This window comes from Pseudoxanthomonas sp. PXM03, assembly GCF_014852005.1.
In the GTDB taxonomy this organism is placed as follows: Bacteria; Pseudomonadota; Gammaproteobacteria; order Xanthomonadales; family Xanthomonadaceae; genus Pseudoxanthomonas_A.
In genome coordinates, this window is sequence record NZ_JACVAU010000002.1 from 160,933 (window position 1) to 176,660 (window position 15,728).

The window sequence follows — 15,728 nt, forward strand, 5'->3', positions numbered from 1 at the left end:
TCTCATCGTTTGGCAGCACTGCAAGCGATCGCCCCAGGCTCAAGCCTCGAGAAAACCTGCTTCTTCCAACTTCTTGATCAGCGGCGCCAATCCGTCAACATGCTTGCGCGAACTGTTGACCGAGCGCGTATGCACGGGCTCGCGTACCTGGGCGGCACTCGCCGTCGCGAACACTGCCTTTGAATCAGGAACACTCAGCGCCTCCGGCGTCCATTCCAGTCCGCACCAATCATAGATGCGTCTGGCCTGGGCCTCGGTATCCGCCACCAGGTCTTCGTACCGCACGTCCAGGATCACGCCAGGCATGGCTTCACGCCAGTGCTGCATCATGCGGCGATACGCAATGTAGTAGGCCGCAAGCTCTTCCAAGTCGTAGGAAAAATCGTAGGCATTGAAGAACAGCGTCTTGAAGATCGCGTAGCAACTGTCCAGCGGATCGCGTACCAGGTGGATGATCTTCGCCTTGGGCAGCGCCTTGTGGATCATCCCGCAGTAAAGGTAGTTGGCGGGCAACTTGTCGATGAAACGTTCGCTCCCCCCCGCCATCTGCCGCGCGCCACGCATGTAGTCCCTGCCGAGCGCGTCGAAATCCACTTTCATCGTCGCCTCGGTAGGCGACAGCTCCGGCGCCTTCGCTCGAGTCCGCTGTATCGCAGCAGTGAGATGGAAACCGAAGTCCATCAGCTCGCCCGCGTCCTTCACCTTCCCGGATTGCAACAGGATCCGTTCGACCAGCGTGGTACCAGTCCGCGGCAAGCCGAGGACGAAAATCGCCCCTTCTCCATCGTGACCGGCGACCGGCACCGCCATGGCGGAAACGCTCTGCACGGCACGTACCTCCTCCGTCATCTTGTCGAAGGCGGCGGCGTCGTACTGGATGGTACTCCGCTTCTTCTTCGCGCCGGCGAGCAAAGAGATAAAGGCCTTCTCGTGCTCGCCAAGATCCTCCAATTCCTTGGCCAACGCATACAGCGCGCCAGCTTCGTCTTCTGCAGTGCGGAAGGGCGAACGCAACCGCGACTCGATATCCGCCACGTGATTCTGTCCCTGGCACTGGCGGCGCAGCGTGGAACGCAGATAGATGACCGCGCCCGCCTGTGGAGAGGCCTGCAGTACGCTGTTGAGGTCGGCTTCCGCCTTGTCGGCATCTCCCGCGTAGAAGCGCGCGATGGCCAAGTCGTAGCGCCAACTCGGGTTGTCCGGTCCTGTCGCGAGCGCCACTTCGTATTGCCCGATAGCTTCGCGGAGAAAATTGTGGTGGTAGTACAGCTTGCCCAATTGCCAGCGCAGCGTCCGGTCATCCCCTGCTTGCGCGGCCACCTGATCTGCCAGCGGCAAGATTTCGTCGCGACGCAACAGCCGCGATAGCAACCAGGCCTTCTTGATCTTGTGCTGTGGATCCGGACTGGCCCGGATGGCTCGGTCTATCCAGCTGACGGCTGCGTCCAGTTCGCCCTTGACGCGACTGGCTTCGGCCAGGAATGCGAAGACGCGAGCTTCGTCCGGGTAGGTTTGAAGAAGCCCCCCCACCACTGCGATCGCGTCGTCGACCTTTCCCTGCCTCAGCAGAGCATTTCCTTGTGCAATGTGTTGCATGACGGAGGATGTGGCCGCCGCGGCCACGGTACTGCTGGATCGATTGCTCATGTGAATGAGTCTATACGCGGCGATGCAACGCCTCCAGTCTGCGACGCTCGCGCCTTACGAGACGGCCATCACGCTCGAATATGTTCACATGTCGGGAAAATATTGTTAAAAGCTCATGGTGTTCAGCGTGAATTTAGTGTTACAGTCGGCCACCAGTGCTCGAACAAGAGCCTGAAAAACCTTTAACTTGCTGATTTCAATGGAGATTCAGATGCCCACCAGCAGCCGCATCAAGAACCGCCCCCATAAGAACCCTCTCTCTTTGGCACTTGCCACTGCGCTGCTGCTGCCCGTAGGCGCGGCGTACGCCCAGAACGCCACGGCTAACGCGGAGCAGACCGAGGAAAAGAAGGAAGAAACCAGCTCCACCAAGGCCACCACGCTGCAGAGCGTGACGGTAACCGGTTCGCGCATCGCGAAGGACACGTTCAACTCGGTGTCGCCGGTGCAATTCATCCATCGTGAAGAAACCACGCTTGCCGGCTTCAATTCGACCGCGGCCGTCCTGCAGAGCAACACCGTGACCGGTGGTTCAGAGCAGATCAACAACGCATTTGGTGGATATGTCACCGATGGCGGTCCGGGCGCCAACACGCTGTCGCTGCGCGGCCTCGGTCCGACGCGCACCCTGCTGCTGCTGAATGGCCGCCGCATCGCACCGGCGGGCTCGCGTGGCTCGGTCGGCTCGGCCGACTTGAACGTGCTTCCGAACATCATGGTCGACCGCACCGAAATCCTGAAGGATGGTGCTTCGTCGATCTACGGTTCCGACGCCGTAGCCGGCGTGGTGAACATCATCACCAAGACCAAAGTCGACGGTGCCACCGTGGAGTTCCAGCACAACGCCACCCAGAATGGCGGCGGCGACGAAACCCGCTGGTCCGCGCTGATGGGCAAGACCGGCGACAACTGGTGGGTATCGGGCTCGTTCGAGATCTATGATCGTTCCGAGATGACCCTTGGCGACAAGGACTGGGCCAGCAAGTGTCCGGTTCCGCTCGTGGGCCGCGGTGCAGATGGCCGCTACGGTGCCGATGACTACATCGACCCGGTGACGGGTGAGCCGAAGTGTTGGGGCCTGGATGCCGGCGGCGTCACCATCAATACCCTGGGCACCGCTTACCTGCTGGGTCGCCCGGGCCTGGGCAACCTGGGCTACTACGGCACCTACGCACCTGAAGTGCTGCCGTCGCTGGGCGGCTTCGACTACTTCAACCGCTGGCGCCCCAACGCCTCCATTACCGATGGCGACCTGCCCGGTTTCGAGGGCGTGGACTACTTCGGCCGTGACACGTTTGATCCGCGCATGAAGAAGGAATCGCTCGTCTCGCCGACGACCAACTACACCGGCTTCCTGCAGGGTGGCGTTGATCTGAACGCGATGGGCGACGCAGAACTCTACTTCGAGCTGCTGGCCACGCGTCGCGAGTCCCGCCAGACCGGCTACCTGCAGCACACCATCGACTACGCCGCCGGCAGTCCCCTGCTGGGCGCCTATTCGTTCCTGCCGGCTTATGCCGCTGCGCCGGCCGACGGCTCCACCAACGGCCGCCCGATCGCCGCGCGCGCCTTCATCGGCTGGGGCCTCTACGACAACTGGCAGGAAGTGGACTTCTTCCGTGCCACTACCGGCCTGCGTGGCAACCTGGGCGCGGAATGGAGCTATGACGCTTACTTCAGCCACGCGCGTTCCGAAGCCGACTACTACACCGAGAACCGCCTCACTGACCGCTACGCCAAGACGCTGGATGTCGTGCCGGACGGCAACGGCGGTTTCCGCTGCCGCGACACCTCGGATGGCTGCGTTGCAGCTCCGATGCTCACCGCGGCAACGCTGCGTGGCGAACTGCCGCAGGCTTATCGCGATTACATCATGCAGGTCACCCACGGCAATACGGTCTACACCGAATCGACCGTCAACTTCGGCGTGAACGGCCCGTTGTTCGACCTGCCCTACGGTTCGGTGAACGGCGCGTTCGGCGTGGAGTACCGTCGCGCGGAAATCGACGATACCCCGGACCCGAACTCGGTCGCGAACAACCTCTACGGGTTCACGGCATCGCAGCCGACCCGCGGCAAAGACTCCGTGAAGGAAGCCTTCGCCGAAATCGAGTTCCCGCTGCTGTCGGGCCTGCCTGGTGCCGAAGAGCTGACCGTCAACCTTTCCGGCCGCTATACCGACTACGACTCCTACGGCGATGACACCACGTGGAAGATCGGCATGCTGTACACGCCGGTCAGCTGGCTGTCGTTCCGCGCTTCCCGCGGCACGTCGTTCCGTGCGCCCGCCCTGTTCGAGCAGTACCTGGGCGCCACCAGCGGCTTTACGGCCAGTTCGGGCGACCCTTGCAACAACTGGGCGAGCAAGACCGGCAATGTTCGCGACAACTGCGCCTCGCTGGGTCTGCCGAACAACTTCCAGCAGAACAACAGCATCACCGTGCTGACGCGTGGTGGCGCTGAAACCGGCTTGTCCGCAGAAACCTCCACCGCGCTGACGGCTGGCGTCATCATCCAGCCGGAATTCCCGGAGTGGTTCGGCGACCTCTCGTTCGCTGCCGACTACTACGACGTCCAAGTCAACAACGGCGTCGCACGGCCCTCCGGCGCGCAGGTACTGAACCTGTGCTACGGCAGCAACCCGGCCGATTTCAGCGCCGGCACAGGCTTCTGCAACTTGGTGGTCCGCAATGCCAACAACACCTTGAACGTCACGACGGGTTACATCAACGTCGCCACGGACAAGGTGCGCGGCTGGGACTTCACCGCACGCTACGTGCGCGACATCGGTCAGGGCGAGTTCCGTGCCACGGCCCAAGTCTCGCATTACCTCGAGCAGTTGGGCCAGACGTTCCCGACCGATCCGGTGCGAGACTACGCAGGCAGCCTGAACGCCCCCGAGTTCACCGGCCAGTTGGATCTGTCCTACAAGCTGCGTGGCTGGCGTGTGCGCTATGGCCTGGACTGGGTGGATGCGATCAACGGTTACGAGTACTACGAGAAGTATTTCGACACCGACTACCGCGATACCTACCAAATGCAGACGGGCAATTACTTCCTGCATAGCGCTTCCGTGCAGTACAGCGGCGATGATTGGGCCATTACCGGCGGCGTCCGCAACATTGCCGACAAGGAACCGCCGCGCATCTCCGCCAGTGGCGCGGTCAACATGGTCGGTAATGCTCCCCTCTACAGCGGCCTCGATTATTTTGGCCGCACGTTCTTCGTGAATTTCACGAAGGACTTCTGATCTGGCGTCAAGTCAGGAATGAGACCGCCGCTCTTTGGAGCGGCGGTTTTTTTTGCGCGTCGATCGCGACGTTTCCATGCACCCTTGTTATCTGGTCGTACGAGAACTGCTTGCGAAGCTAGTTCTTTTCCGCAAGAAAAATGTCCATCAAGTTGGCGCGCGCCACTCAGTTTCCGTTTAATCTAGACAGCACCATCCATGGGGATCCATTCGCTATGAGAGCAATCGTTATTGCCCTTGCAGCAGGCGCAGCCGCCCTGTTCGCGAGCCCGGCGCGCACGGCACCGCCCGCCGTGCCCACAATCGACCAACTGTCGGCCTTTCCAGCACTCACCAGTCTGACGGTGTCTCCGGATGGCTCGCGTATAGCAGGACTGGAAGCCAATGGCGAGAACCGCGTCATCGTTGTCTACCGTACCGATGCACTCGACAAGCCCCCGACCCGTATCGGCAGCGACCGGATGAAGTTCTCGTCCGTGTCGTTCATCAAGGACGGCCTGCTGGCGGTTTCACTGTGGCAGCCGTACGACCTGCGCGTGGACCGCGTCACCAAGACCTTCGTCAACAAATTCTTCATTACCGACATCGAAGGCAAGCAGTGGAAGGAGCCGCTACCGCAAGAACGCGCCACCAGCCGCTCGGAAGAGCTCATGCAGGCGCTGTCCAATCCCAGCGTCCTCGACACGCTGCCCAATGATCCTGACCACATCCTGGTCATCAGCGGCTCGGGCAACAATTCAGGCGACGTATACAAGGTCAATGTGCGCAACTTCACCTCGCGTCGCATCCAGAAGACCGAGGAGCGCGTGGCGGGGTACATTACAGACCTCAAAGGTGAACTGCGCGCACGCCTGCGCAACGATATTGACGGTACTGGCGCCTATATCTCGACCGAGTTCCGCAATGTCGCGACCGATGCTTGGGAAGAACATTTCCGTTCGCACGTGAAGGATCGTGACATTAACCAAGTCATCGGCTTCGCCGATGACGCCAACATTGCGTTCCTGCTTAGCAACACCGGTCGCGACAAGGCAGTGATATATGAATACGACATTACGGCGCGGAAGCGAAAGGAGATCCTGTTCGAGAACAAGATGTTCGATGCCAGCAACGTGTTGGTCAACCGACAGCATGGCATCGAAGGCTTGGCCCAGGGCGAGATCATGGGCGTCAGCTATGCAGGTCCGCGTGGCGACGATATTGTCTGGACGTCAGGCTACATGCAGGCGCTGGACAAGGGGCTGCGCCAGGCGCTGAAGATCGAGCCGGAGCCTTTGCGCGTGGTCGATCCCGCCACCGGCGAATCCGCCAACATCGCATACGACAGCGACGCGAACTACCGGCTGATCAGTCGCAGTCGCGACATGAAGACCCTGCTGATCGCGGTGACGGGTCCCGCGCATCCGCCGGAATACTACTTGGCACGCAACGGCCAGCTTTCCCTGCTGGCCAAGGCATACCCGCAGATTGACATGCGCGCGCTGGGCATTGGCAAGATGGTGTACTACAAGGCGCGCGACGGCCTAGACATTCCCGCCATCCTGACCACCCCCAACACCGAACTGTGCGGCGCCGGCCCTTGGAAGGCCGTCATCCACCCTCATGGCGGCCCATGGGGACGCGACAATCTGGATTTCGATGGATCCATGTGGGTGCCGCTGATGGCGTCGCGCTGCATGGCGGTGCTACAACCGCAGTTCCGTGGGTCCGCCGACTGGGGGCGCAAGCTGTGGATGGCCGGCGACGCCGAATGGGGCCAGAAGATGCAGGATGACAAGGACGATGGTGCGAAATGGCTGATCGAGCAGAGGATCGCACAGCCTGGCCATATCGCCATGTTCGGATTTTCCTATGGCGGTTACTCCAGCTTTGCTGCAGCCGTGCGCCCGAACGGCCTGTACAAGTGCGCGATCGCTGGCGCGGGCGTGTCGGACATCAAGCGTATCTGGTCGCGTTACTACACAAACCCATTCTTCCGGCAGGCACAGGCGCCAACCGTCGAGGGCCTCAGCCCACTAACCAAGGCGGATCAAATTCAAATTCCGTTGATGGTCTACCACGGCGACCGCGACCAGATCGTGCCGATCGAACAGTCCGAGTGGTTCGTGAACAAAGCGAAGGCCGCAGGCAAGCCCGTGGTCTATCACGAGATCAAGGACTACGCGCATGGCCCGGCTTGGACGCGCAAGATCATGGGCGACCAGTTGCGCGTGATCGACGACTACCTGACCAAGGATTGTGGCGGTGGCGGACTCTGATCCATCCTCGCTTCCCTCTCTGAAAGCAGCCCGGCCCTGCGCCGGGTTTCTTTTCGGCACCTTCCATACGCCCACGGATGCGGTATAACAGCCGCATCCCGCCGGCTCCGGTCGACGGGCCTGACCAATATCCCTGGGAGGGAAACATGCGCAAGACCCTGTTGGCCGCCTGCCTGGCCGTTCCGTTGCTTGGCCTGTCGCTGTCGGCCGCCGCTGCCGACGCGACCGGGCGCTGGAAGACCATCGACAGCGATACCGGCAAGCCCAAGTCCATCGTGGAAATCACCCGTGCCGCCAACGGTACGCTGAGCGGCCGGATCATCGAGCTGCTCAATCCGAGCAAGCCGAATCCGGTCTGCGACAAGTGCAAGGACGACCGCAAGAACAAGCCCATCACCGGCATGGAGATCATCCGCGGCATGAAGGCCGACGGTGCCAACGAATGGAGCGGCGGCACGATCCTGAAGCCCGACGAAGGTAAGGTGTACAAGTCGAAGATGGAACTGATCGAGGGCGGCAAGAAGCTGGAGGTCTCCGGCTGCATCGCCTTCATCTGCAAGTCGCAGACCTGGATCCGCCAGTAACCGCTGTTCCAGCAGTGCTGCGGGCCCGGTCATGCCGGGCCCGTCGCGTTCCGGGCGCAGGAAGGGCGCGCACCGGTCCATGCGATAATCGCGCTCCCCCGTCGCGAAGCACCCCATGAGCCGCACCGCCCTCGTCACCAACGCCCTGCCGTACGCCAACGGACCGCTGCACCTCGGTCACCTGGTGGGCTACATCCAGGGCGACATCTGGGTGCGGGCACGGCGCATGCGCGGCGACACGGTCTTCTTCGTCTGTGCCGATGACACCCATGGCACGCCTATCATGCTGGCCGCCGAGAAGGCGGGCGTCACGCCCGAAGTCTTCATCGCCGGCATCCAGGCCGGGCACGAACGCGACTTCGCCGCCTTCGGCGTGGCGTTCGACCACTACGACTCCACCAATTCGGTCGCCAACCGCGAGCTCACCGAGGCGTTCTACGGGCGCCTGGAGGCCGGTGGCCACATCGCGCGCCGCAGCGTCGCGCAGTTCTACGACCCGGCCAAGGGCATGTTCCTCCCGGACCGCTACATCAAGGGCATCTGCCCCAACTGCGGTTCGGCCGACCAGTATGGCGACAACTGCGAAGTGTGCGGGGCCACCTACGCACCGACGGAGTTGAAGGAACCGAAATCCGTGCTGTCGGGCGCCACCCCCGAGATCCGCGATTCCGAACATTACTTCTTCGAGGTCGGCCGCTTCGAGGCGTTCCTGCGTGAATGGCTGGCCGGTGACGTTGCACTGCCGGGCGTCAAGGCGAAGCTGCGCGAATGGCTGGATGCGGAGGGTGGCCTGCGCGCCTGGGACATCTCGCGCGACGCGCCCTACTTCGGCTTCGAGATCCCCGGCGCGCCCGGCAAGTATTTCTACGTGTGGCTGGATGCGCCGATCGGCTACCTGAGCAGCTTCCGCACGCTGTGCGCGCGCCTGGGCATGGACTTCGACCCGTACCTGAAGGCCGGCACCGACACCGAACTGCACCATTTCATCGGCAAGGACATCGTCAACTTCCACGGCCTGTTCTGGCCTGCCGTGCTGAAGGGCGTCGGCCTGCGCGCGCCCACGCGCCTGCACGTCAATGGCTACCTGACCGTGGATGGCGCGAAGATGTCCAAGTCGCGCGGCACCTTCATCATGGCGCGTACCTACCTGGATGTCGGCCTGGAGCCGGAGGCGCTGCGCTACTACTACGCGGCCAAGTCTGCGGGCGGCGTGGATGATCTCGATCTGAACCTGGGCGACTTCATCGCACGCGTGAACGCGGACCTGGTGGGCAAGTTCGTCAACCTGGCCAGCCGCTGCGCCGGTTTCATCGACAAGCGCTTTGGCGGGAAGCTGGCGGACGCATTGCCCGATCCGGCGATGTACCAGCGTTTCGTCGACGCACTCGGTCCCATCACCGAGGCTTACGAACGCAACGAGCCCGCCACCGCGCTGCGCCTGACCATGGCGCTGGCGGACGAGGCCAACAAGTACATCGACGACGAAAAGCCCTGGGTGATCGCCAAGCAGGACGGTGCCGACGCCGGATTGCAGGCCGTCTGCACGCAGGGCCTGAACCTGTTCCGCATCCTGGCCGCCGCACTGAAGCCCGTGCTGCCGCGCACGGCGGCGGAGGCCGAAGCCTTCCTCAGCGCGTCGGTGGTGGTCTGGGGCGACGTGACTGTGCCGCTGCTCGGCCACACCATCCAGCCCTACTCGCCGCTGTTCACCCGTATCGACCCGAAACTGATCGACGCCATGACCGACGCCTCCAAGGACACCCTCACTGCACCCGCACTTGCCGTAGCGGAGAAGAAGACGGAAACGAAACCCGTGGCGACGGCGGAAACCCAGGGGGCCGCGAGCGTCATCGGCATCGATGACTTCGCCCGGCTCGACCTGCGGATCGGCAAGGTGCTGGAATGCGGTTTCGTCGACGGTTCCGACAAGCTGCTGCGCTTCCTGCTTGACGCGGGCGATCTGGGCCAACGGCAGATTTTTTCTGGCATCCGCACCAGCTACGGCGAGCCGGAGAAGCTGGTGGGTCGCAACGTGGTGTTCATCGCCAATCTAGCCCCGCGCAAGATGCGCTTCGGTGTCAGCGAGGGCATGATCCTGTCGGCCGGTTTCGACGGTGGCGCGCTGGCGCTGCTGGATGCGGATGCCGGCGCCCTGCCCGGCATGCCGGTGCGCTGATTCGCGAGGCCGCGCCACGGCGATGAACGCCGATCTGGTCGAACGACTGGACCGCCTGTTGCCGCAGACCCAATGCGGCCAATGCGGCTATGACGGATGCCTGCCCTACGCCCAGGCAATGGCACGTGGCGACGCCCGCGTGGACCATTGTCCGCCCGGTGGCGATGAGGGCGCGCGAGCCCTCGCCAGGGTGCTGGAAATGCCGCCGCTGCCCTACGACCGCACGCGCGGCACCCACAAGCCGGCCATCGTCGCGGTGGTGATCGAAGCCGACTGCATCGGCTGCACGAAGTGCATCCAGGCCTGCCCCGTGGACGCCATCATCGGCGGTGCCAAACACATGCACGTGGTGATCGATCCGCTGTGCACGGGCTGCGAACTCTGCGTGCCTGCGTGCCCGGTCGACTGCATCGTGATGGAGCCGGTCCAGGCGCCCTGAGTTCCAGGCCGGTCAACGACCGCCGTTTGCGCATGCCGAGCACACGCGCTCGACCGCATACCCCTGCGCCTTCAGTTTCTCCACCACGCCATCCTTGCCCAGCAGATGCAAGGCGCCAACGACGACCAGCGCATCGTCGTCGCCGGGCTGGGTGAGGATCTGCCGGATCTTCGGCACCCACACGTCGTTGCGCTCCACGTTGATGCGCTGGTACAGGCGCGGGTATTGGCGCTTCATGTCGGCTGCCATGCCGGCCCACAGGCCTTCTGCATCGCCGCGACGCCAGGCCTGGTGCAATCGCTCGGTTTCCGCCGACCCCTTGTCGGCCTGTTCCAGCGCTTCGGTGACGAACTGGCGCTGCTCGCTGGCGTCCATGCCGTCCAGCACGCCGATCTGTTCCTGCGCACGTTCCAGCCCGCCGGTCGGCTTGCCGGCGACCTTGGCCTTGTCCATGAAGTGGTTGTCCAGGCCCAGCTTCGGATCCAGTCCCTGCCTGGTCATCTCGACGATGCTGATGGTGAGGCCGACGAACCAGGGCTCGAAACCGTTGAAGGTAACCAGCGGCACACCGTTCTTGCCGGCCCACGCGTCAAGCCGGGTCCATGTCGCCGCGTCCAGGTCCTGCTGGAGCGTCTTGCCATCGGTGCGCATGGCCGCCTGCATCATCAACTGCGGCAGCGCCGGTGATTGCATTTCCTCGGGCGACAGTTCGAACAACAGTCGCTCGGCATCGGCGAATGCGGCGTCGACATCGGCCGAGAGCGGATAGTCGCTGGTCCGCAGCAGGTGGAACGAGCCGAGCAGGTAAACCGCGTTGTCCTGGTCGGACACCTTCCACAGCAGGGGCACGGGCGCTCCCGTCGCCTTGGGGGCGTCTGCCGCCAGCACGGACGCGCTGCCCAGCAGCCCGGTCAGCACGAGGGTTTTCAGCGAACGGCGCAACAGCATCGGATCCTTCCTTTCAGAGCACTTTGATGGGCTTTGCATATGCCTTTTCACCCGCGTCGACCAGCAGGTCGAGCCGGTTCTCCGCCGGTGGCAGCGGACAGGTGGCGTACGGCGTGAACGCGCACGGCGGGTTGTAGGCGCGGTTGAAGTCCAGCACCACCTTGCCGTTGCTGGGTCCGTCCGCATCGAGGAAACGGCCTGCAGGATAGCTGCCGTGCCCACTGGTGCGGTCGGCCAGCACGAAGAACAACGGCCCCTGCGGCGGACCCAGGGCTTCGAGCCGGAACGTCTTGCCGTCGCGTTCGAATTCGACCGCGCCGGGATTCGGTGACTCGTTGGTCACGCCGATCACGTCCACGATGGTCAACGTCTTGCCCGGCGGGTGCGCGATGTAGCGCCCCTCCACGCGCCAGGCTTCCTGGATGGGCCAGTAGTCCAGTCCCACGAACTGCGTACGCGACTCGGCATCGGCATGCTTCACGCGCAAGGCGTGCCGTCCTCCGCGTTCGATGACCGACAGCGTGCCCTTGCCTTCATCGAATCCGACGGTGCTTGGCGAAGGATCGCGATCACTCTGCAATTCCACGCGTCCCTTCAGCGGTTCGCCGTCGAACGTCAGGTCGCCACCGCGCTCGGGCGTGAAGAAGATGCGGCCTTCCTGCTGAGTCAACATGCCCATCTTCGCCGGGCCCACGGCAAGCTTGATGCCACTGGCCGGTCCGCTGCCGAGGAAGTGCGATTTCAGTTCGATCCAGTGCAGGCCGACGAGGCTGGTCCAGCCGTCCGGTGCCACGAGCTCATTCTTCCGCTGCTCGCGCCAGGCGGTGTTGTCGGCCAGGAAGCCGGCATCCACGACCTTGCCGGTCGTCGCGCCCTTCCCGCCATCACCCCCACACGCGGCCAGCAGGCCCAGCAGCATGGCCATCCCCAGCCATCCCGTGTTCTTCCCCATTTCAGCGTCCTCGCAGGAACCAGCGGTCGATCTCGCTCAACGAAAAGCGCGTCCAGGTCGGACGGCCATGGTTGCATTGCCCGGAGCGCTCGGTGATTTCCATCTCGCGCAGCAGTGCATTCATTTCAGGCAGCGTGAGGCGCCGGTTGGCGCGTACGGCGCCGTGGCAGGCCATCGTCGCCAGCAGTTCGTCGCGCGCAGCGGCGACGCGCCGGCTTTCGCCATGCTCGCGCAGGTCCGCCAGCACGTCGCGCAGCAACGCCTCCGGCTCGGCATTGGACAGCAGGGCCGGAATGCTGCGCACGCTCAGCGACTGCGGACCGCTGCGGTTGACATCGAACCCCAGCGCAGCGAGCGTGGGGGCCTCGCGCTCGGCCACGTCCGCCTCACGCTCGGCCACCGCCAGCACCAGCGGCACGAGCAGCGGCTGGGTGCGCAGGCCGATGCTGTCGTGCGCGCCCTTCAGTTTTTCGTAGCCGATGCGTTCGTGGGCGGCGTGCATGTCCACCACGATCAGCCCGTCGGCGTTCTCCGCCAGGATATAGATGCCATGCAGCTGCGCGATGGCAAAGCCCAGCGGAGGAATGCCTTCCGCGTCGTTCGCCGGCATCACCGGCATGGATGACGGCGAATACATCGCCTGCGAGTCCGGGGACGTCGCGGGCGCGGACGCATAGAGCGCTGCATATGCCGCCGGCGCCTCGGCCACGTTGAGTCCCAGCGGAGACTGCTGCGTGGGCATCCACGCAGAAGGCACGGACGTGGCGGATTGCGGCGCAAACGGCGGTGCAGCGCTGCCCTGCGGCACCATGCCCGCCCGCGTTTCCGCCAGGGCTTCATGCAGCGTGCGGTAGACGAAGTCGTGGATCAATCGCGTGTCGCGGAAGCGGACTTCGTGCTTGGCCGGGTGGACGTTCACATCCACACGCGTGGGATCGAGCTCCAGGAACAGCACGTACGCAGGCTGGCGGCCATGGAACAGCACATCCTGATAGGCCATCTTCACCGCATGCGCGATGTTGCGGTCGCGCACGGAACGTCCGTTGACGTACACGTACTGCTGGTCGGCGCTGGCCCGTGAGTAGCCGGGCTGCGCGATCCAGCCGTGCAGGCGCAGGCCTGCGGCGGCATGGTCCACGCGCAGCGCATTGCGTGCGAACTCCTCGCCCAGCGTTTCGCCCAGCCGAGCGAGCGATTCGAGCTCGTCGGCCTTGTATCGCCGCGACGGACGCCCGTTGTGCGACACCCGCAATTCGATGTCGGGGCGCGCCAGCGCCAATGACCGCAACCACTCCTCGATGTGGCCCATCTCCGTGCGTTCGGCACGCAGGAACTTGCGCCGCGCCGGCACGTTGTAGAACAGTTCGCGCACTTCCACCGTGGTACCGACCGCGTGCGGCTTGGGCGCCACGTCGCCGACCTTGCCGCCTTCAACCTGTAGCGTCGCGCCATGCTCGTCCTGCGCACGGCGCGACGTCAGCGCAAAGCGGCTGACCGAGGCAATCGACGGCAGCGCTTCACCGCGGAAGCCGAGCGTGGCCACCGCCTCCAGGTCGTCGAGCGAAGCGATCTTGCTGGTGGCATGGCGCGACACCGCCAGCGGCAGTTCGTCCGGCGCGATGCCGCCGCCGTCGTCGCGGATGCGGATCAGGCGGACGCCGCCCTCTTCCAGGTCGATGTCGACGCGGCGAGCGCCGGCATCGAGCGCGTTCTCCACAAGTTCCTTGACCACGGACGCGGGGCGTTCGACGACTTCGCCGGCGGCGATCTGGTTGATGAGGGTATCGGGGAGCTGGCGGATCGGCACGTGCTGGCGGCGCTGGCGCGCCGTCCCGGGGAATCAGACGTGATGATAGCCGAGCGCGTGCGGGATCAGGGCGCGCCGGCAGCGCCACCGGCGGCGACGGTACGCGCCTCGGCTTCCGCCTGCGCGCGCGCGGCGAACAACGTGCCCGGCGGCGGCTGGCGGGTGAAGTAGGACTGGATGCCCTCCAGCACGGCGCTTGCCACCTTGCGCTGGTGGGCCGGGTCGAACAGGCGCTTCTCCTCGTCCGGATTGGAGATGAAACCCGTCTCCACCAGCATCGCCGGCATGTCGGAGTTGCGCAGGACTTCGAAGTTGGCGAACTCGATCTGCGGCTTGTGGGTCTTGCCCAACCCCTTCAGCGAGGTCAGCACGTGCCCTGCCGCGTCCTGCGACGCCTTCATGTGGCCGCTCTGGGCGAGATCCAGCAACACGTTCGACAGCGTGTCCTTGGTCAGGCGCACACCGCCGACCAGGTCGGAGGCGTTCTCCTTGTCGGCCAGCCAGCGCGCGTGCTGCGACGACGCGCCGCGCAGGGACAGGACGTATACCGACGAACCCCACGCACTGCGGTTCTCCGCAGCATCCGCATGGATCGATACGAACATGTCGGCCTTCGCGCCACGCGCCTTGCGGGCACGTTGCGGGCGTTCGACGTAGACGTCGGTATCGCGGACCAGGTAGGCCCTCATGCCCGGCGTGGCATTGATCTGCCGGGCCAGTTCCTTGGAAATGGCCAGCACTGCATGCTTCTCGTAACGGCCACTGGGGCCGATCGCGCCCGGATCCTGGCCGCCGTGACCGGGATCGATGGCCACGACGAGCGGTCGCGTACCGGCAACGAGGCTGCTGGAAGGCTTCGGAGCTTCCGGCGCGGGTGCGGTTCCGGTCGCCGACGTGACGGCCGAGCCAGGTACAGGGGCCGGCTGACCGGTGGCGATGGTATAGGCAGGACGCTCGCCGCCCACCGTGGATGCCGGCGCGGTGTTCGGCATCGGCTGGCCATTGAGGATGGCCTGCGGCGAGGGCGTCGTGGCGGCGCTCCCGACCGTCGTGGGTGCCGATGGTGCCGGCACGGGTGCGGCGGGCGCACTCCCCGCCTGCACCACCTGCGCGGTCAGCAGCGCAGTCGCGCGGGCGGCATCGGCCTGCGGCGAGGCAGTCGATGCGGCCGTCGACGCGGCCGTGGTCGGCACCGTCGTTGCCTGCGTGGCCGGGGCCGTCGGCGCCAGGGCTGTGGATGCGGGCACGCCATCGCCGGGCCATTCGATCACCAGGCGCGAGTTCCCACCCGCTTGCTCCATGCGGGGCTTAAGCGCGGCAACCGGCGATGCCAGGTCGAACACGATGCGCAGGGTGGTGGGATCGGGCTGGCCGGTGCGGACTGCACGCACGATGCCCGCAGGCACGGGCAGACGCAGGCCTGCCTTCGCTTTCGAGGCCGGCAGGTCGACGACCAGCCGGTCCGGTGCTTTAAGCGTCAGGGTCTTGTACTGCCCGGCGCCCGCAAGCTGGATCTCCGCCCGTGTGCCGGTGCTGCCCTGGCTCAGGCTGACGGCGGTGACTTCACCCGCGCGCAGCCCGCAAGGCGCCAACGCCAGCAGGCCCGCGAGGGCAAGGCGCAACGCGGCGGCGGTCGTGGTGGGCATCCCCGGGATCATGCCGCGGAT

General features: G+C 64.6%; 10 protein-coding genes. 5 read left to right on the forward strand and 5 right to left on the reverse strand.

The window, feature by feature from the left end:
• Window positions 1-39: 39 nt before the first annotated feature.
• Window positions 40-1,647: a sulfotransferase gene (locus IB223_RS09530; RefSeq protein ID WP_192201451.1), complete on the reverse strand. Its 1,608-nt coding sequence runs from the start codon at window positions 1,645-1,647 to the stop codon at window positions 40-42.
• 211 nt (window positions 1,648-1,858) lie between these two features.
• Here IB223_RS09530 and IB223_RS09535 point away from each other — a divergent pair, with 211 nt between their 5' ends.
• The 5 genes from IB223_RS09535 to rnfB all read left to right on the forward strand — a co-directional run bounded on the left by IB223_RS09535 (window position 1,859) and on the right by rnfB (window position 10,354).
• Window positions 1,859-4,897: a TonB-dependent receptor gene (locus IB223_RS09535; RefSeq protein ID WP_192201452.1), complete on the forward strand. Its 3,039-nt coding sequence runs from the start codon at window positions 1,859-1,861 to the stop codon at window positions 4,895-4,897.
• 140 nt (window positions 4,898-5,037) lie between these two features.
• Entirely contained in the window at window positions 5,038-7,155 is a 2,118-nt protein-coding gene (locus IB223_RS09540) for a prolyl oligopeptidase family serine peptidase (RefSeq protein WP_225590988.1), read from the forward strand.
• 146 nt (window positions 7,156-7,301) lie between these two features.
• The gene (locus IB223_RS09545; protein WP_192201453.1) at window positions 7,302-7,739 is read left to right on the forward strand and encodes a DUF2147 domain-containing protein; all 438 of its coding nucleotides are present in this window, start codon (window positions 7,302-7,304) and stop codon (window positions 7,737-7,739) included.
• A gap of 115 nt (window positions 7,740-7,854) precedes the next feature.
• Window positions 7,855-9,915, forward strand: a complete 2,061-nt coding sequence (gene metG / locus IB223_RS09550; RefSeq protein ID WP_192201454.1) for a methionine--tRNA ligase — start codon at window positions 7,855-7,857, stop codon at window positions 9,913-9,915.
• Window positions 9,916-9,937: 22 nt separating this feature from the next.
• Window positions 9,938-10,354, forward strand: coding sequence for an Rnf electron transport complex subunit RnfB (gene rnfB, locus IB223_RS09555; protein ID WP_192201455.1), 417 nt, complete (start codon window positions 9,938-9,940; stop codon window positions 10,352-10,354).
• A 12-nt stretch (window positions 10,355-10,366) separates the two neighbouring features.
• Here rnfB and IB223_RS09560 read toward each other — a convergent pair whose 3' ends face one another.
• From IB223_RS09560 to IB223_RS09575, 4 genes are all read right to left on the reverse strand, one after another.
• Entirely contained in the window at window positions 10,367-11,302 is a 936-nt protein-coding gene (locus IB223_RS09560) for a TraB/GumN family protein (protein ID WP_192201456.1), read from the reverse strand.
• A gap of 13 nt (window positions 11,303-11,315) precedes the next feature.
• A complete protein-coding gene (locus IB223_RS09565; RefSeq protein ID WP_225591056.1) occupies window positions 11,316-12,221 on the reverse strand; it encodes a DUF1684 domain-containing protein in 906 nt (301 codons plus the stop codon).
• Between the two features lie 34 nt (window positions 12,222-12,255).
• The gene (gene mutL / locus IB223_RS09570) at window positions 12,256-14,061 is read right to left on the reverse strand and encodes a DNA mismatch repair endonuclease MutL (protein WP_192201457.1); all 1,806 of its coding nucleotides are present in this window, start codon (window positions 14,059-14,061) and stop codon (window positions 12,256-12,258) included.
• 65 nt (window positions 14,062-14,126) lie between these two features.
• Window positions 14,127-15,707: an N-acetylmuramoyl-L-alanine amidase gene (locus IB223_RS09575; RefSeq protein ID WP_192201458.1), complete on the reverse strand. Its 1,581-nt coding sequence runs from the start codon at window positions 15,705-15,707 to the stop codon at window positions 14,127-14,129.
• Window positions 15,708-15,728: the final 21 nt, after the last annotated feature.

Bases quoted from the DNA above. Each gene is read 5' to 3' on its own strand.
- IB223_RS09535 (WP_192201452.1), top strand. From the start codon at position 1,859: ATGCCCACCAGCAGCCGCATCAAGAACCGCCCCCATAAGAACCCTCTC.
- IB223_RS09560 (WP_192201456.1), bottom strand. From the start codon at position 11,302: ATGCTGTTGCGCCGTTCGCTGAAAACCCTCGTGCTGACCGGGCTGCTG.
- rnfB (WP_192201455.1), top strand. From the start codon at position 9,938: ATGAACGCCGATCTGGTCGAACGACTGGACCGCCTGTTGCCGCAGACC.
- IB223_RS09565 (WP_225591056.1), bottom strand. From the start codon at position 12,221: ATGCTGCTGGGCCTGCTGGCCGCGTGTGGGGGTGATGGCGGGAAGGGC.
- metG (WP_192201454.1), top strand. From the start codon at position 7,855: ATGAGCCGCACCGCCCTCGTCACCAACGCCCTGCCGTACGCCAACGGA.
- IB223_RS09540 (WP_225590988.1), top strand. From the start codon at position 5,038: ATGTCCATCAAGTTGGCGCGCGCCACTCAGTTTCCGTTTAATCTAGAC.
- IB223_RS09575 (WP_192201458.1), bottom strand. From the start codon at position 15,707: ATGCCCACCACGACCGCCGCCGCGTTGCGCCTTGCCCTCGCGGGCCTG.
- IB223_RS09530 (WP_192201451.1), bottom strand. From the start codon at position 1,647: ATGAGCAATCGATCCAGCAGTACCGTGGCCGCGGCGGCCACATCCTCC.
- IB223_RS09545 (WP_192201453.1), top strand. From the start codon at position 7,302: ATGCGCAAGACCCTGTTGGCCGCCTGCCTGGCCGTTCCGTTGCTTGGC.